Source organism: Bacteroides sp. OF04-15BH, assembly GCF_003477995.1.
GTDB lineage: Bacteria > Bacteroidota > Bacteroidia > Bacteroidales > Bacteroidaceae > Paraprevotella.
The window spans coordinates 21,958-46,408 of sequence record NZ_QUEM01000026.1 but is presented as its reverse complement, the minus strand read 5'-3'; the positions used below and the strand labels follow the sequence as shown (position 1 = coordinate 46,408).

The 24,451-nt window shown below is 48.7% G+C and carries 22 protein-coding genes and 2 pseudogenes; 16 read left to right on the top strand and 8 right to left on the bottom strand.

Annotated features, from left to right (window positions below; translation table 11 throughout):
- The first annotated feature begins 65 nt into the window (after positions 1-65).
- Positions 66-1,475 (top strand): sodium:proton antiporter NhaD, encoded by a 1,410-nt coding sequence (gene nhaD / locus DXA74_RS11690; protein ID WP_118527807.1) that lies wholly within the window; start codon positions 66-68, stop codon positions 1,473-1,475.
- A 284-nt stretch (positions 1,476-1,759) separates the two neighbouring features.
- On the opposite strand, the gene glyA is transcribed toward nhaD, so the two are convergent.
- Genes glyA through pyrB form a run of 4 tightly spaced genes read right to left on the bottom strand, consistent with a single transcriptional unit; the run spans position 1,760 to position 5,051 of the window.
- Positions 1,760-3,040 (bottom strand): serine hydroxymethyltransferase, encoded by a 1,281-nt coding sequence (gene glyA, locus DXA74_RS11685; protein WP_118527805.1) that lies wholly within the window; start codon positions 3,038-3,040, stop codon positions 1,760-1,762.
- Positions 3,041-3,050: 10 nt separating this feature from the next.
- The gene (locus DXA74_RS11680; RefSeq protein WP_118527803.1) at positions 3,051-3,617 is read right to left on the bottom strand and encodes a flavin reductase family protein; all 567 of its coding nucleotides are present in this window, start codon (positions 3,615-3,617) and stop codon (positions 3,051-3,053) included.
- A gap of 3 nt (positions 3,618-3,620) precedes the next feature.
- The gene (gene pyrI / locus DXA74_RS11675; protein WP_118527801.1) at positions 3,621-4,082 is read right to left on the bottom strand and encodes an aspartate carbamoyltransferase regulatory subunit; all 462 of its coding nucleotides are present in this window, start codon (positions 4,080-4,082) and stop codon (positions 3,621-3,623) included.
- 21 nt (positions 4,083-4,103) lie between these two features.
- On the bottom strand, positions 4,104-5,051 hold the full coding sequence (pyrB, locus tag DXA74_RS11670) for an aspartate carbamoyltransferase (protein ID WP_118527799.1): 948 nt from the start codon (positions 5,049-5,051) through the stop codon (positions 4,104-4,106).
- Between the two features lie 194 nt (positions 5,052-5,245).
- Here pyrB and DXA74_RS11665 point away from each other — a divergent pair, with 194 nt between their 5' ends.
- From DXA74_RS11665 to DXA74_RS11655, 3 genes are all read left to right on the top strand, one after another.
- On the top strand, positions 5,246-7,573 hold the full coding sequence (locus DXA74_RS11665; RefSeq protein WP_118527797.1) for a transglycosylase domain-containing protein: 2,328 nt from the start codon (positions 5,246-5,248) through the stop codon (positions 7,571-7,573).
- Positions 7,574-7,636: 63 nt separating this feature from the next.
- Positions 7,637-8,152 (top strand): hypothetical protein, encoded by a 516-nt coding sequence (locus tag DXA74_RS11660; protein ID WP_118527795.1) that lies wholly within the window; start codon positions 7,637-7,639, stop codon positions 8,150-8,152.
- A gap of 10 nt (positions 8,153-8,162) precedes the next feature.
- Positions 8,163-8,621, top strand: coding sequence for a hypothetical protein (locus DXA74_RS11655; RefSeq protein ID WP_118527819.1), 459 nt, complete (start codon positions 8,163-8,165; stop codon positions 8,619-8,621).
- A gap of 428 nt (positions 8,622-9,049) precedes the next feature.
- Here the strand turns inward: DXA74_RS11655 and DXA74_RS11650 are convergent, their stop codons facing one another.
- Entirely contained in the window at positions 9,050-10,444 is a 1,395-nt protein-coding gene (locus DXA74_RS11650) for a sodium-dependent transporter (protein ID WP_118527793.1), read from the bottom strand.
- 234 nt (positions 10,445-10,678) lie between these two features.
- Between DXA74_RS11650 and DXA74_RS11645 the strand changes: the two genes are divergently transcribed.
- Positions 10,679-11,437 (top strand): SDR family oxidoreductase, encoded by a 759-nt coding sequence (locus DXA74_RS11645; protein ID WP_118527792.1) that lies wholly within the window; start codon positions 10,679-10,681, stop codon positions 11,435-11,437.
- Positions 11,438-11,466: 29 nt separating this feature from the next.
- On the opposite strand, the gene DXA74_RS11640 is transcribed toward DXA74_RS11645, so the two are convergent.
- The 3 genes from DXA74_RS11640 to zupT form a co-directional block, all read right to left on the bottom strand.
- Positions 11,467-13,530: a family 20 glycosylhydrolase gene (locus tag DXA74_RS11640; protein WP_118527790.1), complete on the bottom strand. Its 2,064-nt coding sequence runs from the start codon at positions 13,528-13,530 to the stop codon at positions 11,467-11,469.
- Between the two features lie 54 nt (positions 13,531-13,584).
- Entirely contained in the window at positions 13,585-14,229 is a 645-nt protein-coding gene (locus tag DXA74_RS11635) for a nitroreductase family protein (RefSeq protein WP_118527788.1), read from the bottom strand.
- A 118-nt stretch (positions 14,230-14,347) separates the two neighbouring features.
- Positions 14,348-15,139 (bottom strand): zinc transporter ZupT, encoded by a 792-nt coding sequence (gene zupT, locus DXA74_RS11630; RefSeq protein ID WP_118527786.1) that lies wholly within the window; start codon positions 15,137-15,139, stop codon positions 14,348-14,350.
- A 292-nt stretch (positions 15,140-15,431) separates the two neighbouring features.
- Between zupT and DXA74_RS11625 the strand changes: the two genes are divergently transcribed.
- From DXA74_RS11625 to DXA74_RS11580, 11 genes and pseudogenes are all read left to right on the top strand, one after another.
- Positions 15,432-16,691, top strand: a complete 1,260-nt coding sequence (locus tag DXA74_RS11625; RefSeq protein WP_118527784.1) for a TolC family protein — start codon at positions 15,432-15,434, stop codon at positions 16,689-16,691.
- Positions 16,692-16,711: 20 nt separating this feature from the next.
- Positions 16,712-17,641, top strand: coding sequence for an HlyD family secretion protein (locus DXA74_RS11620; RefSeq protein ID WP_118527782.1), 930 nt, complete (start codon positions 16,712-16,714; stop codon positions 17,639-17,641).
- Positions 17,638-18,762, top strand: a complete 1,125-nt coding sequence (locus DXA74_RS11615) for an ABC transporter permease (RefSeq protein ID WP_118527780.1) — start codon at positions 17,638-17,640, stop codon at positions 18,760-18,762. Before DXA74_RS11620 ends, DXA74_RS11615 begins: the two co-directional genes overlap by 4 nt.
- 88 nt (positions 18,763-18,850) lie before the next feature.
- Positions 18,851-19,948 carry an ABC transporter permease gene (locus DXA74_RS11610; protein ID WP_118527778.1) on the top strand — a complete coding sequence of 366 codons (1,098 nt, stop codon included), beginning with the start codon at positions 18,851-18,853 and terminating at the stop codon, positions 19,946-19,948.
- A gap of 299 nt (positions 19,949-20,247) precedes the next feature.
- The gene (locus DXA74_RS11605; protein WP_118527776.1) at positions 20,248-20,781 is read left to right on the top strand and encodes a GNAT family N-acetyltransferase; all 534 of its coding nucleotides are present in this window, start codon (positions 20,248-20,250) and stop codon (positions 20,779-20,781) included.
- Between the two features lie 20 nt (positions 20,782-20,801).
- Positions 20,802-21,200, top strand: coding sequence for an SRPBCC family protein (locus DXA74_RS11600; protein WP_118527774.1), 399 nt, complete (start codon positions 20,802-20,804; stop codon positions 21,198-21,200).
- A pseudogene (locus tag DXA74_RS16600) lies at positions 21,197-21,679 on the top strand (N-acetyltransferase family protein); the annotation flags it as partial. The gene DXA74_RS11600 and the pseudogene DXA74_RS16600, both read left to right, overlap by 4 nt.
- Positions 21,665-22,267: pseudogene (locus DXA74_RS16595) on the top strand (sugar O-acetyltransferase); the annotation flags it as partial. The pseudogenes DXA74_RS16600 and DXA74_RS16595, both read left to right, overlap by 15 nt.
- 48 nt (positions 22,268-22,315) lie before the next feature.
- Positions 22,316-22,750 carry a GNAT family N-acetyltransferase gene (locus DXA74_RS16590; RefSeq protein WP_118527817.1) on the top strand — a complete coding sequence of 145 codons (435 nt, stop codon included), beginning with the start codon at positions 22,316-22,318 and terminating at the stop codon, positions 22,748-22,750.
- Positions 22,751-22,763: 13 nt separating this feature from the next.
- Complete coding sequence (locus DXA74_RS11585) at positions 22,764-23,276, top strand: GNAT family N-acetyltransferase (protein ID WP_118527772.1); 513 nt, start codon at positions 22,764-22,766, stop codon at positions 23,274-23,276.
- 233 nt (positions 23,277-23,509) lie between these two features.
- Positions 23,510-24,442 carry a hypothetical protein gene (locus tag DXA74_RS11580; protein ID WP_147401100.1) on the top strand — a complete coding sequence of 311 codons (933 nt, stop codon included), beginning with the start codon at positions 23,510-23,512 and terminating at the stop codon, positions 24,440-24,442.
- Positions 24,443-24,451: the final 9 nt, after the last annotated feature.

The window sequence follows — 24,451 nt, the reverse complement described above, 5'->3', positions numbered from 1 at the left end:
TTTAATTATTATCCGTATTTTTGTAGGAAACAAAAAGCAAAAATGCATATTAAAGATAAGGATTTATGACTTTTATTATTGTTACCATCTTGTTGTTGGGCTATATAGCCATAGCAACCGAGCATATCACACGCATTAACAAGGCGGCTACAGCCATGTTTCTCGGAGTAGTAGGATGGATTCTGTATATGGTAGAAGGATCCTCGTATGTGGATTTGTTTTATCACACGGAATATCTGTCCTTTCTGAACGGAGCGCCCTCTACCGCCGCTGCGGTGAAAACCTTCATTGCCAATAACATTTTCCTGCGCCACATTGCGGAAATCAGTCAGATTGTGCTCTTTCTGCTGGCTACGATGGCCATTGTGGATGTGCTGAACGCCAACGGATGTTTCGATTTTATCTATGAGTGTTGCCGCACGAAGAACAGCCGCAAGCTGATCTGGTATCTGGCCGGAGCCAGTTTTATCATTTCGGCCAATCTGGATAATCTGACAACCACGGTGATGATGCTGGCCATTATGCGAAAGATTGTGATCGAGACCCGTTTCCGCATGATTTACGGCTCGGTAATCGTTCTGGCGGCCAATTGCGGCGGTTGCTTTACCGTGATTGGAGACATTAATTCGCTGGTGCTGTGGACCAAAGGGGCGGTTACGCCGACTGATTTCTCGCTGTCGCTGATGCTGCCGGCCCTGATCGCCATGATTATCCCTACGTATCTCATTTCGCGTACCCTGCCCGAGCACATCAATATCGACTCCCTGCGCACGGTATATCGCGGCGATGATTCTATCCTTTCCCGTTGGCAGCGCATTCTGATGCTGTTTATCGGTATCGGTGGATTGTGGTTCATTCCTACGTTTCACAACATCACCAAGTTGCCTCCTTTCGTCGGAGCGCTGTGTGTGCTGGCTGTTTTCTGGGTTGTCAACGAGTTCTGCAACAGCAGTCTGGTCAATGCTTCCATCATAGGAGGGCGTACGGTGCCCCGCAGTTTGCAGTATGACAATTTGCAGACCATCCTTTATTTCATCGGTCTGGCACTGGCCGCAGGAGCCATTTATGAGACGGGAGCCTTCCGTTATGCGGCATTCTGGCTGGACAGCCATATTCACAACATCTATATCGTAAGCGGTATTCTGGGAGCGGCATCCGGTATCTTGGATAATGTGGCGCTGGTGCTGAGCAGCATTTCCATGTATGACATCCTTTCACCGGAGCAGGTGGCAGCCAGTGTCGATCCGGCCTATGCTTCGCTTTTCCAGCAGAACGGTGCCTACTGGCAGCTTATCGCCTTCTGTGGAGGTGTGGGCGGCTGCTTGTTGCCAATCGGTTCTATTGCCGGTTATGCGCTGATGAAGAACGAGCACGTAAGCATCTGGTGGTACTTCCGCATGATGACCGGTAAGGTGCTGCTGGGCTGGATTGTTGGTCTGGCCGTGTTCTTCCTGATGAATGCCTATGTGCTTTGATTTAGCTGATTTCAGTAAGAAATAGATAGCCACAAGGGGCGGTGCCGGTGTGCATCGCCCCTTGTGGCTTTTGTTTGGGAGAGGATTCCGCTTTTGGGTGAGCGGCTTTTGATTTTTTGATTGTGATGAAAAGAAAAATTCATTGTGATGATTTGAAGAAAACATCACAATGAATTTAAACGGCAGAAAATGTCTCGGAGTAGGATAGACACCTGAGGATAAAAAAAGCTCCGGAAACGGGCCTTAAAAGGCTGTTTCCGGAGCTTTTTTATTTCCGTAACCGATTACCAGGCGAAGAGCGGATATTCGCTCATGGTGCGGTTTACGATATTCTTTACGTCTTGGATCACGTCCTGATTTTCCGGCTCATTGAGCACTCGCTCAATCAGTTCGGCAATCAGCACCATCAAATCCTCCTTGGCACCGCGCGTTGTGATGGCGGCTGTACCCAGACGGATACCTGAAGTCTGGAAGGCGCTGCGGCTGTCAAACGGCACCATATTCTTGTTTACGGTGATGTCGGCAGAAACCAGTACCTTTTCGGCCACCTTACCTGTCAGATCCGGATATTTGGAGCGCAGGTCTACCAGCATCAGATGGTTGTCCGTACCGCCGCTTACGATGCTGAATCCGCGCTTCTGCAGCTCGGCAGCCAGTGTGGCGGCATTCTTCTTCACCTGAGCGGCCCAAGCCTTGAATTCCGGTCGCAATGCCTCGCCGAAAGCCACGGCCTTAGCAGCGATGACATGCTCCAGCGGTCCGCCCTGAATACCCGGGAATACGGCGCTGTTGATCAGCTGGCTCATCATTTTCACCTCACCCTTCGGGGTTTTCAGTCCCCACGGATTCTCAAAATCCTTGCCCATGAGGATGATACCGCCACGCGGTCCGCGCAGGGTCTTGTGGGTGGTCGAAGTCACGATATGCGCATATTTCACCGGATTGTCCAGCTCGCCGGCAGCAATCAGTCCGGCCGGGTGCGCCATGTCTACCATGAAGATAGCGCCCACCTGATCGGCAATGGCACGCATGCGGGCATAATCCCACTCGCGGCTGTAAGCCGAACCACCGCCGATAATCAGTTTCGGCTTGTGTTCCAGGGCGAATTTCTCCATCTCGTCGTAGTCCACGCGTCCGGTTTCCTTGTTCAGGTTATAACCGATGGCGTGATACAGGATACCCGAGGTGTTCACGGCCGAACCGTGTGACAAGTGGCCTCCGTGGTCCAGATTCAATCCCATAAAGGTGTCTCCGGCATTCAGGCAGGCCAGGAATACGGCCGCATTGGCCTGGGCACCGGAGTGGGGCTGCACGTTGGCATATTCCGCTCCAAAGAGCTTGCACACACGTTCAATGGCCAGAGATTCCACCTGGTCCACCACTTCGCAACCGCCGTAATATCTCTTTCCGGGATAACCTTCGGCATATTTGTTCGTCAGACAGCTGCCCATCGCTTCCATTACCTGGTCGCTGACAAAGTTTTCAGAGGCAATCAGCTCGATGCCCTTGCACTGTCTTTCGTGTTCCTTCTCAATGAGGTCGAAAATTACATGATCCTTTTCCATAAGCTAAAATTTATTTGTTTTTCTCCACGCTCCAGCCGAATTTTCCGATTTTCGGTCCCAAGCCATAGTAGGCTCCGTGCAGATAGATGAGAGGGTGACTGGCTTCGAGCGACCATTTTCCCGTTTCCGGGTCCAGATACTTCTCGTCCGCCTTGATGTTCACCACCTCGGCAATGAACATGTCGTGCGAGCCCAGAGACATGATCTCCTTGACTTTGCATTCGATGTTCAGCGGAGCCTCCTCCACAATCGGGGCCTTCACCATGCGCGCCGGGCCGGGAGTGAGGTTCATTTCTTCAAACTTGTGGTAGTCTCTTCCCGAGCGCACGCCACACCAGTCGGTCGCGCGGGCCAGTTCCTCGGTGGTCAGGTTGATGACAAACTCCATGTTCTTCTTGATCAGTTCATAGGAGTGTCTTTCCGGACGCACGGAGATGTAGCACATGGGCGGGTTCGTACAGATGGTTCCCGTCCATGCCACGGTGATGAGATTATAGTTTTCCGGAGTGTCGCCGCAGCTTACCAGCACTGCCGGCAGGGGATAGATCAGCGTTCCGGCTTTCCAGTCCTGCTTCATGACTTAATCCGAAATGAGAGTTACCTGGTCGATGTTCTGCTCATTGTTGCAGTAATGGCACTGGATGATGCCCTTCTGCTTGTCAATGACATGGAACACCGTCTGCATCGGTTCGTTATTGGTGATGCATTTCGGGTTTTTGCACTTCACGATTCCGGTCAGGTGATCCGGAGTCTTGACTTCTTTTTTCTCCACAACCTCATAATCCTTGATGGTGCACAGCGTAACGTTTGGAGAGATTACAGAAAGCTGGTTCAGTTCATCGTCGGTGAAGAACTTGTCGGCAATCTTGATGATGCTCTTTACTCCCATCTTCTGGCTTTTGAGATTGTAGCCGATGGTGATGGCGCTGCTCATGTTCTCCAGGTGCAGCAGATTCACCACCTGAAAGAGTTTGTTAGAGGGGATATGGTCGATAACGGTTCCGTTCTGGAGTGCGGCAACTAAAAGTTCCTGACGTTTCATGTAGAATTCTTTTTTAAAGGATTAATCAATAATGGTTTTGTCTTCTCTTACTTGGTCCAGAGTGATGCCCAGCGCATCGCAGATCAGGGCCTGACGGGCGAAAAGTCCGTTGTGCGCCTGCTCGAAGTAGTAGGCATGCGGATCGTTGTCGATGCTGTATTCAATTTCGTTCACGCGAGGCAGCGGGTGCAGGATCTTCATGTTGTCCTTGGCCTTGCCCAGCATGTTCAGCTTGAGCAGATACATATCCTTCACACGCTCATACTCCATGAGGTCGGTGAAGCGCTCGCGTTGCACGCGGGTCATATACAGAATATCTGCTCCGGCGATGGTGTCTTCGTTGAAGTCGGTATGTTCCACATATTTGATACCATGCTTCTCGCAATACAGTTTATACACTTCCGGCATCTTCAGCTCGTCAGGAGCGATGAAGTGGAAGGTCGGGTTAAAGTGGCGCATGGCCATCAGCAGTGAGTGCACGGTACGGCCGTATTTCAGGTCGCCCACCAGATAGATGTTCAGGTTGTCGAGCGTGCCTTGTGTCTTGTAAATGGAATAGAGGTCAAGCATGGTTTGCGACGGATGCTGGTTGGCGCCGTCGCCGGCATTCAGGATAGGCACAGGAGAAACTTCGCTGGCATAGCGTGCTGCACCTTCCAGATAGTGTCTCATGACAATGGCATCGGCATAGTTGCTCACCATCATGATGGTATCTTTCAATGTTTCACCTTTTGAAGAGCTTGTGGCCTTCGGATCCGTAAAGCCGATGACACGTGCGCCCAGGCGGTTTGCTGCGGTTTCAAAACTTAAACGAGTGCGGGTTGAAGGCTCGAAAAACAAAGTAGCTATCACCTTTCCGTTCAACAGCTTACGGTTAGTGTGCTTCTCAAATTCCTTGGCCATCTCGATCAGATACATGATTTTCTCCCGAGAGTGCTCTGCAATGGTTACAAGACTTCTATTTTCCATTTTTAAATAAAGTATTAAGTTTTATTTGATTGATGAATCTGTTTCAAAGTTAGCAAAAAGGATTGAAAAGATATCGTAACAACATACATTTCTTCAACTTTTTTTATATTGCGCCATTTATTTCAAGATTTTGAGTAACTTTGCATTTCCTTTTCCATTTTTAATTTGTGAATTAACAGACATATCTAAGATATATGAGAAAAAAGATAATTATTACCTTGTGGATTGTTCTGATACTGGGTATCGGATCGGTAGCCGGCGCTTTCTGGGCCATTTCTAAGGGTTGGATCGGTTACATGCCCAACTTTCAGGAACTGGAGAATCCGGTAAACAAGTATGCTTCGCAGGTTTTCTCGTCCGACGGCAAACTGATCGGTACGTGGTCGTACAGCCGGGCGAACCGAATTTTTGTGGGATATGACGATTTGTCTCCCTGGTTGATCAAGGCACTGGTCGCCACGGAGGATGCGCGATTTTATGATCATTCGGGCATTGACTACCGGGCTTTGGCGCGCGCCATCGTGAAGCGCGGTATCCTGGGGCAGACCAATGCCGGTGGAGGTAGTACCATCACGCAGCAGTTGGCCAAGCAGCTCTATTCCGAAACGGCACAAAGCACTATGGAACGTGCCTTGCAGAAACCGATCGAGTGGGTGATTGCCGTAGAGCTGGAGCGTTATTACACGAAGGAAGAGATCATCACCATGTATCTCAATTACTTCGATTTCCTGCATAACGCCGTGGGTATCAAGACAGCCACCAAGACCTACTTCGGCAAAGATCCGAAAGATCTGACCATAACCGAGGCCGCTACGCTTATCGGTATGTGCAAGAATCCTTCTTACTTCAATCCGGTGCGCTATCCGGAACGCTGCCGTGAGCGCCGCAACGTCGTGATCGACCAGATGCTCAAAGCGCAGTATCTTACAGAAAGCGAGGCTGCAGCCGAGAAGGAGAAACCGCTGGATCTGAACTTCAAACGTGTGGATCATAAGGAGGGTGTGGCTACTTATCTGCGTGAGCGCCTGCGTGGCATGCTGATGGCCGAGAAGCCGAATCGCGACGATTATGCCGGCTGGCAGGATCAGCTCTATTATGAAGATTCGCTGGCCTGGGAGACTGACCCGCTTTACGGCTGGTGCAACAAGAATAAAAAGCCGGACGGTTCGCACTACAACATTTATACCGACGGTCTGAAAATTTATACAACCATTGATGCGCGCATGCAGCGTTATGCCGAGGAAGCGCTCTACGAGCATGTGGGACTTTATCTGCAACCGTTGTTCGACAAGGAGCAGAAGGGCCGCTCACGCCGTCCTTATACCGACGCGCTGACCAATGCGGAAGTGGAACAGATCATGAACCGCTCGAAGATGCAGAGCGAGCGCTACATCATGATGAAGAAGGCCGGCTATTCGCAGGATGAGATCGACCAGTCTTTCGAGACACCGACCGAGATGACTGTCTTTACCTATCATGGCGAGGTGGACACCGTGATGACTCCGATGGACTCTATCCGCTATTACAAGTGCTTCCTGCGCAGCGGATTCATGGCTATGGATCCCAAGACAGGCGAAGTGAAGGCCTATGTCGGCGGTTTGGATTATCGCTTCTTCCAGTATGATATGGCCGGTGTGGGCCGCCGTCAGGTGGGTTCTACCATCAAGCCTTTCCTCTATACATTGGCGATGGAGAACGGCATGTCGCCCTGCGATCAGGTGATGAATGTGCAGCAGACTTATATGGTTGCCGGCAAACCGTGGACACCGCGTAACGGAAGCCGCTCGCGCTATGGTGAGATGGTGACCTTGAAGTGGGGACTTGCCCAGTCCAACAACTGGATTTCCGCTTATCTGATGAGCAAACTCAGTCCGGAGGCTCTGGTACGCCTGATACATGAATTCGGTGTTCTGAACCGCGATATCCATCCTTCCATGTCTTTGTGTCTGGGTCCTTGCGATATCTCCCTTTCGGAAATGGTCAGTGCCTACACCGCATTCCCGAATAAGGGTATCCGCACCGCTCCGTTGCTGGTAACCCGCATCGAGGACAACGAGGGCAATGTGCTGGCTCAGTTCCAGCCCCGCATGAACGAGGTGATCAGTGAAGAGAGTGCCTATAAGATGCTGATTCTGCTGCAAGGCGTCATGGACGGCGGTACGGGTGGACGCATGCGTTTCAGATACAACATCAAGAGCCCGATGGGTGGTAAGACCGGAACCACCAACCGCAACTCCGACGGTTGGTTTATCGGATTCACCCCGTCGCTGGTGTTCGGTAGCTGGGTAGGCGGTGAGGACCGCGACATTCACTTCCGCAGCATGACCTATGCCCAGGGAGCTTCTTCAGCCTTGCCTATCTGTGCCAAGTTCCTGAAGAAAGTCTATGCCGACAAGAGCCTGCATTATTCTCAGGATGAGAAGTTCGACATTCCGGAGGGCTTCGATCCTTGCCAGAATATGGTTGTGCCTACTGACAGCGTTGCCGAGGAGGTTATCGGCATTGATGAGATATTCGAATAAGAATTAAGAAAATAAGAGCAGTAAACAAAATATGTTTCTGCTCTTATTGTTTTTATAAAAGATATGGATGAAATAATTATGGATTCATTAGATTTAATTGAAGTAGCCGAGCAAATTAAAGAATGCATAACCAATAATATTCCTTCTGTTTTAAGAACATTAATAACTCAGAATCAAAAAAGGCAAAAAACTATCATTTTTGATTTCCAGATGAGGTTAGTGGATGCTCTGTCTACATGTATTCCTGAAATAGTTTGGGAGTATGAACATCGTATGAATGAGAGATTAAAAGATTCAATAGATATTTTTGGTGTATCAACTTCTTATGTTGTAATTATGGAACTGGATAAACCTAGAGCAGACCAAGTTGCCAAAAAAATATTATCTAGAATTGCTAATTACATGGATATCCCCGTATTATATGTTGCACTGTGTTATCCTGGGACAAAATCGATGAATTCAAATGAGTGTAGAAAATATTTTTCTTATGGAAGAAATATTATGAAACGATTGAATAATAATTCAATGTTTATAGGTTGTATCCTTGATGAAAATCTAAATATAGAATTTGATGATTAATATCTTTTTTATGGAAACAAATTCAAAATTTCAGGATGAAGCCATTGCTCCGATGCACACGGCCGAGCATATTCTGAACCAGACGATGGTGCGGCTTTTCGGTTGTCCGCGCTCCACAAATGCCCATATCGAGCGCAAAAAGAGTAAGGTGAATTACGAACTGGCCGAAGCTCCCACGCCGGAGCAGATTGAGCGGATCGGGCAGATGGTCAATGACGTGATTCGTGCCGATATGCCGGTTACGGCCCGCATGACACCTGTGGATCAGTTGCCCGAGAGCGTTTCGCTTTCGCGTTTGCCCGATCAGCAGGTGCGTGAAGTGCGGCTTGTTTACGTAGGCAATTATGATGTTTGCGCCTGTATTGGCGCACACGTGGCGCATACCGCCCAACTGGGAGCTTTCCGTATTACCAGCACATCGTATGCTGACGGACAGTTCCGCATCGTCTTCCGTTTGGATTTGCCTTAAACGTTTGGAAATCCGGGGAGAAAACATGTTTCTCGTCTTGAATTGCTTTTGTCTTTGAGCCACCAGACTTCAATAAGAAAAAAGCAGACAAATATCGGGATTCCCTATATCTTGTTCTTGTTTTATTTAAGTGATTGATTCTATTAAGGTTATCAAGAAAAGAACTTCTGGATTATGCTTTGAGATAATGATCCCGATAAAATTGAAAAGCCATCAGGATGTTCTTTTAAAATCATCCCGATGTTTTTTTCATGTGGTGCTGATCTTTTTATTCTTCGTTTCCGGGGAATAAAAACTCGTTACAAAAACAATAAACCAAAAGCCATAGCGTATCTCAGAAATAGAGTGCGCTATGGCTTTTGGTTTATCAGCTGTAATACGTTTCTTGCGTGACAATTTTTATCGCATGATCATGCATCCATATTTCCTTAGAACCAGCGGAACACACCCACCTGATCCAGGAAAATCAGGAAGATTCCCAGTGGAGCGATGAATTTCAGGATGAACATGAAAATCCGGAATCCGTAAAAACGGAGCGTTCCGTAGTTGGTGATTTCCTCCCACACAATCTTGCGGTCGAGATACCATCCGGTGAACAGCACGGTGAACAGACCGCCCAGCGGCAGCATCCATTTGGCGGTGAGATAGTCAAATAGGTCGAACAGCGTCATGCCGCCGATGGTATAAGACGAGCCGACACCCAAGGACAGCGAACAGAGAACACCCAGGAACAGACAGATGCCCGTAACCAGATAGGTAGCTTTCTTGCGCGACAGGTGGTGCGCCTCATGGAAGTAGGCCGTGATCAGCTCATGCATGGAAATAGTGGAAGTCAGCGATGCCAGAATGAGCAGGAAGTAGAACAGGAAAGGCAACGCATAGGCCAGAATAGGCAGTTTGGAGAAAGCGATGTGGAAGATGTTGGGCAAAGCCACAAACACCAGACTCGGTCCCTCGGACGGCTCCATGCCGGCCACAGAATAAACGGCCGGGAAGATAATCAGACCAGAAATGATGGCTACAAGCGTGTCAATCATCGCCACGCTTCCTGCCGTGCGTACCAGGTTTACTTCCTTGCGGAAATAGGAAGCATAGGTACAGAGACAACCCAGACCGATGCTCAGCGAGAAGAAAGCCTGCCCCATAGCCGAAAGCACTACTGAGGAATCAATCTTGCTGAAATCCGGGCGGAACAGGAAGTTCAGACCTTCGGCCGCCCCTTCCATAGTCAGCGCAAAACCAGCCAGAACCAGAAGCAACAGGAAGAGGGTAGGCATCATCAGTTTGGAGAAGCGCTCGATACCCTTCTCAATGCCTCGTGCCACGACAAAATGAGTGAGCAGGATGAACAGAACCAGGTAGAGCGTAGGCATGATGGGATCGGATACAAACGAGTTGAAATAGGCTCCGTAGACATTTCCCTCGCCGGTCGGCACCATTTGGTTAAAGCGGTTCAGGGCAGCCTGAACGGTATAGTTTACGGTCCAGCCCGCCACCACAGAATAGAAACTGAAGATCATGATGCCCGAGAGCACACCCAAACGGCCCACCCAATGCCATTGCTTGTGTTTGGGAGCCAGCAGTTCGAAGGCGGTAGATGCGTCGGCATGTGTGCGTCGTCCGATGAGGAATTCCGAAATCATCACCGGCAGTCCGAGCAGCAGAATGCAGCAGATATAAAGCAGAATGAAGGCGGCACCGCCGTTTTCTCCCGTTTCCGTAGGGAAGCGCCAGATGTTTCCCAAACCGACGGCTGAGCCGGCTGAAGCCAGGATGACTCCTATTTTACTGGCAAATTTACCTCTGTTGTTTTTTTCTTTCATTGCAATTTGTGTTTAAGATTTTTGTGAATGATTTTTCGTGCGGACGTGTTTTTGTCCGGTTTCCTGTTTGGAGAAGAAAGAGAGACGGGAAACCGGGGTCCGGACGACAGAACACAAAATTACGATAAAAAGTGGAAGAAATGCAAGAGTTGTTGGCTTTTTGGTTACAGAAAAATGGGAGAAAGGGCAAAAATCGTTATTTTTGCATGTGTAGAACCCTAAAAAAACGATAAAATGAACCAGATATCTTCTTCTCAAAAAGTTGTTCTTATAGGAGCCTCATCCGGAATAGGTCTGGAGCTGGCCCGTATTTATATTGCAGCCGGCTGTGTGGTCGGATTGGCCGCACGCCGTACCGCACCGTTGCTGACTCTGAAACAGTTGGCGCCGCAGCGGGTCTTTGTGAAAGAACTCGATGTAACTTCTGATGGGGCAACGGAGGCTCTGGCCGAACTGGTGCAGGAGATGGGAGGCATGGACCTCTATCTGCATGTGGCCGGAATCGGAAAGCAGAACCGCACCTTGCAGGCCGGCATCGAACGGGACACTTTCCGCACCAATGTGCTGGGCTTCGGACAGATGGTAGGGTGGGCCTACCGTTATTTTGCCGCTCAGGGCGGCGGTCATCTGGCAGCTATCAGTTCCATTGCCGGAACGAAGGGACTGGGTGCGGCCCCTGCTTATTCGGCCACCAAGCGCTTCCAGAACACTTATTTACAGGCTTTGGCGCAGCAGGCGCGTATGGAGGGGCATCCGATCTGTTTCACGGATATACGTCCCGGTTTCGTAGATACGCCGTTGCTTTCGGGAGCGCAGAAATATCCGCTGATGATGCCGGCAGACAAAGTAGCCCGGACGATTGCCCGGGCTATTGCTCAAAAGCGCCGAGTGATTATCATCGACTGGCGCTATGCGATTATTACTTTCTTCTGGCGCTTGATTCCCAACGCGTTGTGGGAACGCATGGTGATTCGCACAAAAGCCAAGTCCTGAATTCACTCGTTGCTTTATTCTGTTTCGGATTATTCCACCACGATTTCATCCGTGAATACCACACCGCCGAACTCGTCGCCGGCGAGTGCCTGATAGCGGATGAAGCGTGCTTTGGCGGTACCTTCCCAACCATAGGTCTTGAAGGTCACCTCATCATTACGCACCGGCTTGTGCTTGATTTCTTTCAGTTGGGTAAACTCTTTTCCGTCCTCAGAAACCGAGATGATGACGTGTGCCGGCAGATAGACCTCCGGACCGCAAATCTGCATGAAATCGGCCTGAATGCGCTGTATGTCGGTAAGGCTTCCTAAGTCGATGGTTACGTCCAGACGTTTCTGCGATACGAAGCCCTGCCAGAAACCGTCGTTGTAGTTCCATCCGCCCCGCAGGCCATCGGTCAGTGCCTTGTCGCCTCCAGCCGGATAGGTGCCCCAGTAGCGCGCGTTGTAAGTCACCGGCTTGTTCCATGCCTTGTGCTTCAGAACCTCTCCGGCTCCCGGACGGTTTCCAAACTCACGCTCCAACGGGAAGGCCTGATAACCGGCCTCACGCAAATCCTTGGTTACCTGCACTGCCTTGTGGTGAAAGCGCTTCCAGGATTTGTTTTCCGGTTGTGTCCACCCCGTTTCGGCAATGGCCAACGCACGCGGATAGAGCATATATTCCGCGTGTTCCTCTGTGGGTACATATTCCGCCCACAGATTTCCTTGCACACCTATAATCAATTGTTGCTCTTGCGGGGTCAGTTCCTGAGGCACCGGGTCATAACCATACACCTTGCTCAGAGGAAGATAACCGCCGATGGCCTCCGGTTGTGTGTGCGGAGCGTCCTGATAACCGTCCAGATAACAATATTGTCCCGGAGTCATGATGGCCTGATGACCGCTTTTCACGGCCTCAATACCTCCTTCCGTACCGCGCCACGACATCACGGTGGCATTTGGTGCCAGTCCGCCTTCCAGAATTTCATCCCAGCCCAACAGTTTCCGTCCGTGCGCGTTCAGGAACTTCTCGATGCGATGCACCAGATAGCTTTGCAGTCCCTTTTCGTCTTTCAGTCCCTCGTCCTTGATTCTTTTCTGGCATCGCGGGCAAGTACGCCAATCGGTTTTCGGAGCTTCATCTCCTCCGATATGGATATATTCTGACGGGAACAGTTCCATCACCTCAGTGAGCACCTGTTCCAGGAATTCAAACGTCTTTTCATTACCCACGCAGAAATCCGACGGTTTGTACAGTTCATGCGTACACGACAGTTCCGGATAAGCTGTCAGCACCTCCTCCGAGTGCGAAGGCATTTCGATTTCCGGTATGATGGTAATCTGTCGTTTGCGGGCATAATCCACCAGATCGCGGATTTCCTCTTTCGTATAGTAACCACCATAGGCATTCGGTGCACCCTCCATCACATAGCGGCGTGCTCCTTTCCACCATTCTTTCCACAGATGCTGCGGTCGCCAGGCAGCCAGTTCGGTCAGTCGGGGATAACGGTCAATTTGCAGACGCCATCCTGCCGCATCCGTCAGATGCAGGTGCAGACGGTTGATTTTGAACGCCGCCAGCACATCAATCTGTCTTTTCAGGAAGTCCGCGTCAAAGAAGTGGCGCGATACATCCAGCATGATGCCGCGGTAGGCAAAGCGAGGCTTATCCGTGATGCGCACAGCCGGAACGGTCTTCTGCTCTTCGTCGGTTAGCTGTCCCAATGTCTGTAAGGCATAGAATACTCCGGCCACGGAAGCGGCCTCGATGCTGATTTTCCGGTCGGTGATGTCCAGTTCATAACTCTCGTCCGTCTGGTTACCATTCTGTTCGGGTTTCAGACGAATTTCCATGCGGGGCGCTTTACTGCTTTTAGTTGTTGCCTTCATGCCTTCCGGCAGATAGTCCGCAATCAGAGCGGCAATACTGTCGGGAGCCTGAATGCTCACTTTCTTCACCTCATTCAGGCGAAACACTCCGGTGCGCATTTCCACCGATTTGGGTTGTGGAAGCAGATAGAGAGAATCTGCGGGTTGCACGGCACTCCACACCGGCAGGCTGCATCCCAGCAGCAGACCGAGTATTGCGGCGCGTGTTTTTCTTTTTATCATGGTGTCTGTTCGGGTTAAATGATTTTTGGATTGGGGATTTGGGTTCTCAGTCGTTTACTGAATGAGACGCACTTTCTCCGGTGTTCTTTCCTTGGCTTTCGGAGACTCATCGGGATAACCGAAAGCGATGGCATAAAGCAACTTGTATGTTTCCGGGAAATCCAGTTCCTTCATGATTTCGGCACCCTCGGGAGCGTTCAGGAAGCGGCAGATGCCTCCCAGACAGCAAGAGCCAATGCCCATGGATTTGGCGGCAAGCAACATGTTTCCTCCCAGCAAGCCGCAATCCACCTGCGACAGATCATAAGTGGTGTCATAGGCAATGAATGCCACGGCCGGTGCGCCGTATGCCGCTGCTGCCGGGCGTTTCCCCTGCGTCTTTTCCATATAGTCCGCATAAAGCGTATCAATGCGTGCCAACAGTTCCGGGCGGGTTACGAAGCGTACTTCCCAGGATTCGCGTCCCATGCCGTTGGGTGCGTAAATACCGCAACGGATGATTTCGTCCAGCTTTTCCTTTTCAATAGCCTGAGGCTTGTACTTGCGGATGCTCCGGCGCTCCATGATGGTTTCCACTACTGCGTTCTTCTGACTGACAGAATCGGTATTTGAAGTCTCGGCCGGTGTAGCAGCCTTCTGGCAACCGGCCAACATTCCTGCCAAAGCGAGGCAGGAGGCAAAAATAAAATTACGATACATATTCCTTTTGAGTTTCAGTGATTGTGACAAAGTTAGGTTTTCTTCTTTATAAAAGCAACAAGTGGCATAAAAAAAGGAGCGGCCCGGCCACTCCTTTTTCTCAAAAAATCGTAATGTCTTAAAGCAGAATCAGGCTGATGCCCATAATGAGCATACCCAGCACCACACCGCCCACTCCCAGATGGTGGTGACCGTACTTTTCTGTTCCCGGCAGCAACTCGTCAAACGAGATATACACCATAATGCCCGAAACGAAGGCCAGCAGGAACGCGTTCAGTTCAACCGACCAGAACGGCAGCAGGAACAGAAAGCCGAACAACGCGCCGACCGGTTCAGACAATCCCGAGAGGAACGAATACCAGAATGCCTTGCGCCGGCTGCCGGTGGCATGATAAATCGGTACCGACACGGCAATGCCTTCGGGAATGTTGTGAATGGCAATGGCAAAGACAATCGGCAGGGCAATATCCATGCTGGTCAGTGCCGTGGTAAAAGTGGCCAGTCCCTCGGGAAAGTTATGAATACCGATGGCCAGCGCCATCAGGATGCCCGTACGTTTGAGCCGGCTTTTCCCGCCGTGTTCTTCCATGGAATGCACCTCATGCGGGTTCTCGTCTTCGGGCACCAGACGGTCGATCAGCGCAATCAGAAGAATACCTAAGAGAAAGGCGCCCAGCATCAGCGCCTGTGCGGTCGATTCCGAATAGATGCGGGCAAACTCACGGGCCGATTCCGGCATCAGTTCCATAAAGGAAACATAAATCATCACACCTGCCGAGAGACCCAGCGAGGCGGACAAAAACTTCGTATTTGTTTTCTTGGCCAGAAATGCAATCAGGCTTCCTATACCGGTGGCCATACCTGCCACTAATGTGAGCGACAGGGCGATCCATACAGATTCTTGTTCCATAATAATTTTGCTAAATGAATGATTTTTGCAAAGATAGGTAACGCACGCTTTGGTTGCAATACCCTAAATCAGGGATATTCTTTGGGGCATTCTGCTGTGGAAGGGGCTAAATGCATAAGTGTTAAACTTGTTGAATATAAAAATATTTCTGAAATTCAAGAGGATAGAGAGCGGATAAATCTTCTATTTTTGTGGAAAGCAGACGACCTATTAAAAATACTGAAGTGCGGATCTTTTGACAAGTTCTTTATATTGAAGCATGAAAAAGTCCGTTTTCTAAAGAGGAAAAACCATGAAAAAGAAAAAATACGTAATCGGGTTTCTGTTCCTGCTGTTGTTTTCGGCTTCCGCTTCGGCGCAGGTCACTTTGGAACAGTGTTACGACTCTGCTCGAGCCAATTACCCCGTAATCCGTCAGTTCGATTTGTTGGAGCGTACCGAACAATTCACGCTCGAGAACATCAAACGCTCTTTCTTGCCCCAGCTCAACCTGTCGGCCCGTGCTTCGTGGCAGTCGGATGTCACCAAACTGCCGTTTGAAATGCCCGGCATGAACATCGAGTGGATGGAGCAGGATCAGTATCAGTTCGTTCTGGAACTGAAGCAGTTGGTTTACGATGGCGGTATGGTGCGTGCCCGTCGTGAGTGGCAGAAAGCCCGTACGGCGGCCGATCGCCAACAGGCCGAGGTGGAACTCTATGCTCTGCATCAGCGCATCGATCAGGTCTATTTCGGAATCCTGCTTCAGAACGCGCAACACAAGCAGATGCAGCTTTTGCAGGAACAGCTTCAGAAAAGCCTGGAACAGGTACAGGCCTTCCTGAAACGCGGTGTGGTCTGTCCGGCTGATGTCGATGCCGTACAGGTGGAACTGCGCACGGTGGAGCAGTCTGTCCGTTCGTTGGAAACCTCCCGCAAGGCCTATTGCGAGGTGCTGTCGCTGCTTACGGGCATGGACTCCCTGCGTGCCGGAGCGCTGGTCACTCCGGCCGTGACCGAGTCCGGCAATGAAATCCTTCGTCCGGAACTACAACTCTTTGCCCGTCAGAAAAATATGTTGCTGGCACAAAAGGAAACCACCCGTGCGGGCATCCGTCCCACATTGGGCCTGTTCATGCAGGGCGGTTACGGCGATCCCGGTCTGAATATGCTCAAGGGTGGATTCAGTCCCTATTATATTGCCGGCGTGCAGCTCAGTTGGAATATCGGCAAGCTCTACACTCTGAAGAACGAACGCCGCCTGATTGACGAGCAGATGAGTCAGGTAGACATCCAGCAGTCCACCTTCCTGCTGAACACCCGTGCCGAAGCCATTCAGGCACGCCGCAATATAGAGCGCATCCGCGACGAGATCCAGGCCGATGAAGATATCATCCGTATGCGCGGACAGATACTGGAATCGGCACAGGCCCGTGTGGCCAACGGAACCCTTTCCGTGCTGGAGATGCTGCGCATGGTACTCGAAAAGGAACAGGCCTGTCAGAACAAGGCCATTCACGAAATGGAACTGCTTCAGGCCCGCTATGCCTTGAAGCGCATACAGAATAACTGAAAACCAAAAGAAAACGCCATATGAAAAGTCTACGAATCTTATATCATTGTCTGGCCGCCACCCTGTTGTGCGGTGGACTGACCGCCTGTAACTCCTCGGCCGATGAGGCAGATGCCACCGGAGTGTTCGAAGCAACGGAAGTACTGGTCTCGGCCGAATCCGGAGGCCGCATCCTTCATCTGGATTTGCAGGAGGGCGACCGGGTGGAATCCGACCGAGTGGTGGGATATATCGACACCGTGCAGCTGGCCCTGAAACGCGAACAGCTGCTGGCCAGCATGGACGCCGTGGGGCATAAGAAAATGGATGTGGCCAAACAGGTGGCCGCTACACGCCGTCAGATCGAGCAGGCCGAACGGGAGTATGCCCGTAGCCGGGATCTGCTGCACGACCGTGCCGGAACCCAGAAGCAGGTGGACGATGCCGAAGCGCAGGTGGCCGTTTTGCGCCGTCAGCTGGAAGCCCAGCTCTCGACCATGACCAGCGCCAATTTAGGAGTGCGCGACGAACAGCGCTCTCTGGAACTGCAAGTGCTGCAATTGGACGACCAGTTGCAGAAATGCCGCATCGCCAGTCCCATCCGGGGCACGGTGCTGACCAAATATGCCGAGGCCGGCGAAGTGACTGCTGCCGGTCGTCCGCTCTTCAAGGTGGCCGACTTAGAACATATCTATCTGCGGGCCTATGTCGAGGCACCACAGCTTACGACGCTCCGTCTGGGGCAGGAAGTCACGGTGTATGCCGACCGTGGCGAGGCCGACCGCACCCCTTATCCGGGACGTGTGGTGTGGATCTCCGGCGAAGCCGAATTCACTCCCAAGACCATCCAGACGCGTGACGAGCGTTCCAACTTAGTATATGCCGTGAAAATTGCCGTAGACAATTCCGACGGACAGATCAAGCTCGGCATGTACGGCAGTGTAGACTTTACGAAAAAAACAAGCAAATGAAAGAATTTCTGGCTTTTGTCAAAATAGAGTTTTTCCACATCTTCCGCGACAAGCGCACCATGCTGATTCTGCTGGGCATGCCCATCGCGCAGATTCTGCTCTTCGGTTTTGCCATCACGACCGAGGTGAAGGATGCCCGTGTCCTGGTGCTGGGCTATACCGGCGACCCTGTGGAACAGCGGCTCGTGGAGCGTCTGGAACAGAATGCCTACTTCAGTGTGGTGGGCTTTCTGCATACCGACCGTGAGGCGCACGAGGCTTTCCGCAAGAACGAGGCCGACTTGGTGGTAGCCTTTCCTCCAGGCTTTGCCGCCGAGGCAACAGGAGCCGAGGTACCTGCCGTGCAGCTGCTTGTGGATGGTACCGACCCCAATACGGCCCATCTGATGAAGAACTATGCGCAGGCCGTCATCAACTCTGCCCTGAGCGGACAGTTGCCGTCGGCGCAGACCTCGGCCGCCTCTCTGGCAGCACCGCCCGTTTCGATACACACCCACATGCTTTTCAATCCTCAGATGAAGAGTGCCTACAACTTTGTGCCCGGGGTGATGGGGCTCATCCTGATGCTGATCTGCACCATGATGACCTCGGTAAGCATTGTGCGCGAAAAGGAAACCGGCACGATGGAAGTGCTGCTTGCATCGCCCATACGCCCGATTTTCATCATTCTGGCCAAGGCCGTGCCTTATTTTCTGCTTTCCTGCGTCAATCTGGCCACCATTCTGCTGCTTTCGGTCTACGTGCTTGAAGTGCCCATTGCCGGCAGTCTGCTGTTGCTTTCCTTCGTCAGCATGCTGCTCATTCTGGTGGCCCTCTCGTTGGGGCTGCTCGTTTCCACGCTGGTCGACACCCAGGTGGCCGCCATGCTGATCTCGGGCATGACGCTGATGATGCCTGTGATGCTGCTTTCGGGACTGATATTTCCGGTGGAGAGCATGCCCGTGCCGCTCCAGTGGCTGTCCAACATCATTCCTGCCAAATGGTATATTCTGGCCGTAAAGAAAATCATGATCGAAGGGGTAGGGCTTCGTTTCGTGTGGCAGGAGATACTGATTCTCTCGGGCATGGCCGCCCTGCTGATGATGGTGAGCCTGAAGCATTTCCGGGAACGGCTCCAGTAGCAGGACATTCCCGAACAAGAACACCGGAACGGCTCTTTACGAATCTCAAAAGAATCTTTCCGGGAAATGGAAAAAAGAATAGAAGCTTATGGTATTGAAATATCTCATTGAAAAGGAGTTCCGGCAGATGGTGCGCAACCCGATTATCCCCCGGCTCATTGTGATTTTTCCCTGTCTGATGATGCTGCTCATGCCGTGGGCGGCCACTCTGGAAGTGAAAAACAGCCGTCTGTGCATCATCGATCTGGACGGATCGTCTCTGTCGCGCCGGCTGACGGAAAAGGTCTGTGCCACCACTTCCTTTGTGCCGGCCTCCACCGCCGTGCATTACGACGATGCCTTGCTGGACGTAAAGCGTGGCGAGGCCGACGTGATTCTGGAGCTGCCCCCAAAGATGGAGTACCACATGATGCGTGGCGAACCGGTGGACATTCAGGTGTCTGCCAATGCCATCAACGGCACCAAGGGAGCCCTCAGCGCATCGTATCTGACCACTGTGATTCAGGAATTCTTTGCGCAGGAAGGAGGATCGCAATCCGTGGCTATGCCCGTGCGCATTGTGGAAAAGAGTCTGTTCAATCCGCGGTTGGACTATAAAGTGTTTATGGTGCCGGCGCTGATGGTGATGCTTCTTTCCATACTTTGTGCCTTTCTGCCGGCGCTGAACATTGTGAGTGAAAAGGAAGTGGGCACGATTGAGCAGCTTAATGTCACCCCGTTGCGTAAGTTCGACTTTATCTTAGGCAAGCTGTTGCCCTACTGGGTGGTGGGACTGGTGGTGCTCACCCTTTGTTTCCTGCTGGCCCACTGGGTCTACGATCTCACTCCGGCCGGTTCCTGGCCGCTGCTATACTTTTTTGCATGCATCTACATCCTGATTATGTCCGGTGTGGGACTGGTCATTTCCAACTATTCCGCCACGATGCAGCAGGCCATGTTCGTTACGTTTTTCTTCCTGCTTATTTTTGTTCTGCTCAGCGGTCTCTTTACTCCGATCACCAGTATGCCGGTGTGGGCGCAATGGATTGCCCGCATCAATCCGCTGACGCACTTCAATCAGGTGATGCGCATGCTCTATCTTAAGGGCAGCACACTGACGGATCTGTTGCCCCAACTTTATATCCTGCTTGCCTTCATGGCATTTTTCAATACGTGGGCCATGCTTAGCTATAAGAAGACGAATTGATTGGAGATGTTTAAGCATATTTTATCATTGTATTAAAAAAACTTGCATGATTTATTTACCATACAAAATAATTTGATAATTTTGCTTTTAGTGATTGTTGCTATTATTCATTTTTAATTGATGTATTTTTATGAGAAATAATGATGACAGTTTATTTACCAATAGTATATCCGTATATATAAAAAATGAATATGAAAGCAAAGATTTTTTCTTGATAGTTGTTTATTTCATTGTATAACATTGAATTAGAAACCAACATTTGATTTTACTTTGTCCCAAGGAAACTAAAAGAATAATTTATGAAAACCGAAAGACTTATACTTCGTCCGTGGACAGAAGAAGATGCTGCGTCTCTCTACAAATATGCACAAGATCCGAAAATAGGACCTATAGCAGGATGGCCACCACATACGTCTGTTGAAAACAGCAGGGAGGTAATAAGGGATATACTTTCTGCTCCGGAAACTTATGCTGTAGTTTTAAAAGAGACCAATGAACCTATTGGTAGTGTAGGCATCATGTTCGGTGACGGAGTACACAGTGCAGACATGCAGGAGGGTGATGCCGAAATTGGCTATTGGATTGGTGTCCCTTATTGGGGACAGGGGCTGATACCGGAAGCAGTTGAGTGTCTGCTCTTACGTTGTTTTAATGAATTGGACATCAAAAGAGTGTGGTGCGGATATTATGACGGAAATATTAAGTCCCGCAGAGTAATGGACAAATGTGGTTTCCGTTTTCATCATACGGAAGAAGGAAAGACCTCTCCTTTAGGAGATATCCGTACGGAGCATTTTACTTTGCTGACTAAAGAGGATTGGGAAAAAAGGTAAGACAAATATAAAGGTGTCCCATGATAAGCACAACGATAAAATCATTTATACAGGCTGATTTAGCATCAGTCTGGCATTCAGTCACTTCTCTTTATGACTATTCATGGCGAAGTGATATAAAAGATATAGAAGTTTCAGATGAGCGTCATTTCAAGGAGATAAGTCACGAAGGCTATGTAACCTGTTTTACTATTACCGTTTTAAAGCCTTTCTTGAAATATTCATTTCTTATGGATAATGAGAACTTTTCCGGGGAGTGGACAGGACATTTCAGGCAAGCAGGGAATGGGACAGAAATAATTTTTACAGAGTCAATAAAACTGAAAAAATGGTGGTTATATCCTTTTGCATGTTTTTATTTGAGAATACAGCAGAAACGGTATATAGCAGACCTGAAAAGAAAATGTGAACAAGCATGAACGAATCAACAAATTATATAATACGCCCCTTGCAAGCTGATGAACCCCATTTGCTAAGAGATTTTCTTTACGAAGCTATCTATATTCCTGAAGGTATAGAGCCACCATCGAAAGATGTTGTTGAATTGCCGGAATTGAAAGTTTATATTGAAAATTTCGGTAAGAAAAAAGATGATTATTGTCTGGTTGCCGAAACTGATGGTAAGATTGTAGGAGCTGCATGGGTACGCATCATGAATGATTACGGCCATGTAGATGATGAAACTCCTTCTCTTTCCATATCCTTGTACAAGGAATACAGGAACAAAGGTATTGGTAGCCGTTTAATGCAGGAGATAATTAAATTGCTTGTCAGTAAAGGCTATAAACATGTTTCGCTCTCCGTACAGAAGGCAAATTATGCAGTCAATATGTACCTTAAACTTGGGTTTAAAACAATAAAAGAGACAGACGAGGAATTTATTATGGTAAAGGAACTTAATGAGGAAAAGAGCAATTTCCAACGTTTCCTGTCAGGAGAATATTGTAACCGGTTGGATAAAGAAGTCTTGGACATGATTATGAAAACAAAGGGGGTTCTGTCAATAATCAATGACGTAAAGACTCCTGCTGAAAAAAGGAATGAGATTCTATTTCAGATGCTTGGTAAAATCGGGAAATATTCTACCATCGGCAACAACTTTGCCTGCCAATGCGGAAAACATATTTTCATTGGTGAAAAGACCATCATTAATGATAATTGCACATTGATGGATGAAAACCATATCCATATTGGGAATCAGGTTCTGATTGCTCCCAATGTACAGTTCTATACGGCTACACATCCGATAGAATATAACGAAAGGTTTGTTGAAGACTGGGATGAAAGTTCGGGTGAACTCTTTTTTCGTACAAGGGCTCTTCCGATTACTATCGAGGACAATGTCTGGATTGGCGGTGGAAGTATCATCCTTGCCGGTGTAACTATAGGAACAGGAAGTGTGATCGGTGCCGGGAGTGTTGTGACAAAATCAATTCCGGCAAACTGTGTAGCTGTGGGAAATCCATGTAGAGTGATCCGCTATCTGAAATTTGATTATAAGATAAGGACACTTGATGAAAAGGACATATTGCAAATGAGGGACTTGTTTTGCTCAACCGTACTGAATGTAAATACACAAGATTATACCGAAGAGGAAGCGAAGGACTGGGCTTCTTGTGGAGAAAGAACGGAGCGATGGAAAGAACTTTTGGCCTATAATCAGTATGTCGGAGCATTTGATGAACACGATTGCTTGGTCGGTTTTGCGTCAATGAACAAAGACGGGTATCTGCATTCCATGTTTGTGCATAAGGATTTTCAACATAAGGGTATTGCAACGCAGCTTCTTTTGGAGGTTGAACGAATAGCCAGACAGTATGGAGTTATACATATTACATCTGAAGTAAGTTTGACAGCCAGACCCTTCTTTGAAAAGAAGGGATACGAAGTAGTTAAAATACAAAAGTGTCAGGCGAATAGACTGAAACTGACTAATTTTGTAATGCGTAAGCTGTTGAATTATAAGTAATCTAAGTTAATTTATGGAATCATTCAAACTGCGCCTCTGGGCCAAAGCGGACATACCGGTATTGGCAAAATATTTGAATAATAAAAAGATTTGGGACAACTGTCGTGATTCCCTTCCATATCCATATACGGAAAAAGATGCTGAGCAATTCATCAGTTTCGTTGAAAAGCAAAGCGAACAGAATAATTACTGCATCGAGATTAATCATGAAGCGGCAGGAAATATCAGTTTCATTAAAGGTACGGATGTGGAGCGGTATAGCGCAGAACTGGGTTACTGGCTTGCCGAGCCGTATTGGAACCAAGGTATCATGACCGAAGCTATCAAACAAGCCATAGAAGATTATCTAAGTCATACAGACACGGTGCGAATTCATGCCAATGTATACGAAAACAATCTGGCATCAATGAGAGTTCTCGAAAAAGCCGGTTTCCATAAATGCGGTATCTTTAGAAAAGCTTGTTTCAAGAATGGTCAGTTTGTTGATTGTCACTGTTATGAATTACTGAAGTTGTACGATATGTAGGGATATTTAGATGAAGAATTTTACCTTTTCGTTATCACGGATTTTTGTATGTTAAAAACATATTATTAAGCAGATAGATTATTCTGCAAAAGATGGTAGTTATATTCTGCAACGTGCTCCATGATGAAAAAATGATATTTCTGAATTTTGAGAATAACTGTTCATGGGACGCTAATAAAATTTACTTCCTACAATAAATGAAAGAAAAAATGGGATCTAAAGACATAATAGATATGAAAAAGAGAAGTATCTCAAACAGTTTTTTGGAACAGTTAAAGACCGGTAGCTTGAAATCCATCACAGATTATGTAAGAGTTGATCCTTATTTGGATTTGGAACTGAGAGGTGATAGCGTTATGATATATTATAGAGGTGGGAAAGTTCTTACAGTCGATGAAAAGGGAGTTCTTACAGGGCTGGTTGATGAATACTATCTGTCGCCTGGTACGGAGAGAATCCTACCTTCTATTGACGGTTTGCATGACTACTTGGCTCATGCAAAACATATTGTAGATATTCATGAATCTACCAAAAACAGTAAATTAGGAGAGAAGGAAATTCAACAAAGGGTGGTATACGAAAACAATCTGTCTGTGAATGCTGACAATACGGATTATTTCATTGCCGATGTAGAATGGGCTGACAACGATGTTTTGTGTGGTCGGGCAGATATCGTGGCTTTCCGTTGGAATCATATGGAACACTGTAATCGTATTGTACAGCTGACTCTGATAGAAGTAAAGCAAGGTGAGGATGCTATTAGGACAAACGGTGAAAATTCGCCTGGATTAAAGAAACATTATAACGACTATCTTAAATTTAAAGAAAAGCCGGAATCTGTGAACCGTGTGGCTAAGGACATGCTTCTTGTTCTAAAGCAGAAGAAAGAATTAGGTCTTGTGAAAGGATTGGATAATCTATTTGAGAAAAAGATTACAGAAAAAGATGCTTGGGGTAACAAGGTGCAGCGACAAGTAGAAGTTGAACCTAAGATAGAAGCTGAACCGGATTTTCTGTTCCTGCTTGCTAACTATCATCATTACAGCTCAAATCTTCAGATTGAATGTGAGAAACAACTAGAAGATTGCAAGTTTATCAATGCCTCTTTCTGTGGATATGGATTATATAAGGATCTGATCAAGACAAAAAAAGAATTGACTTTCTAACCAGAATGA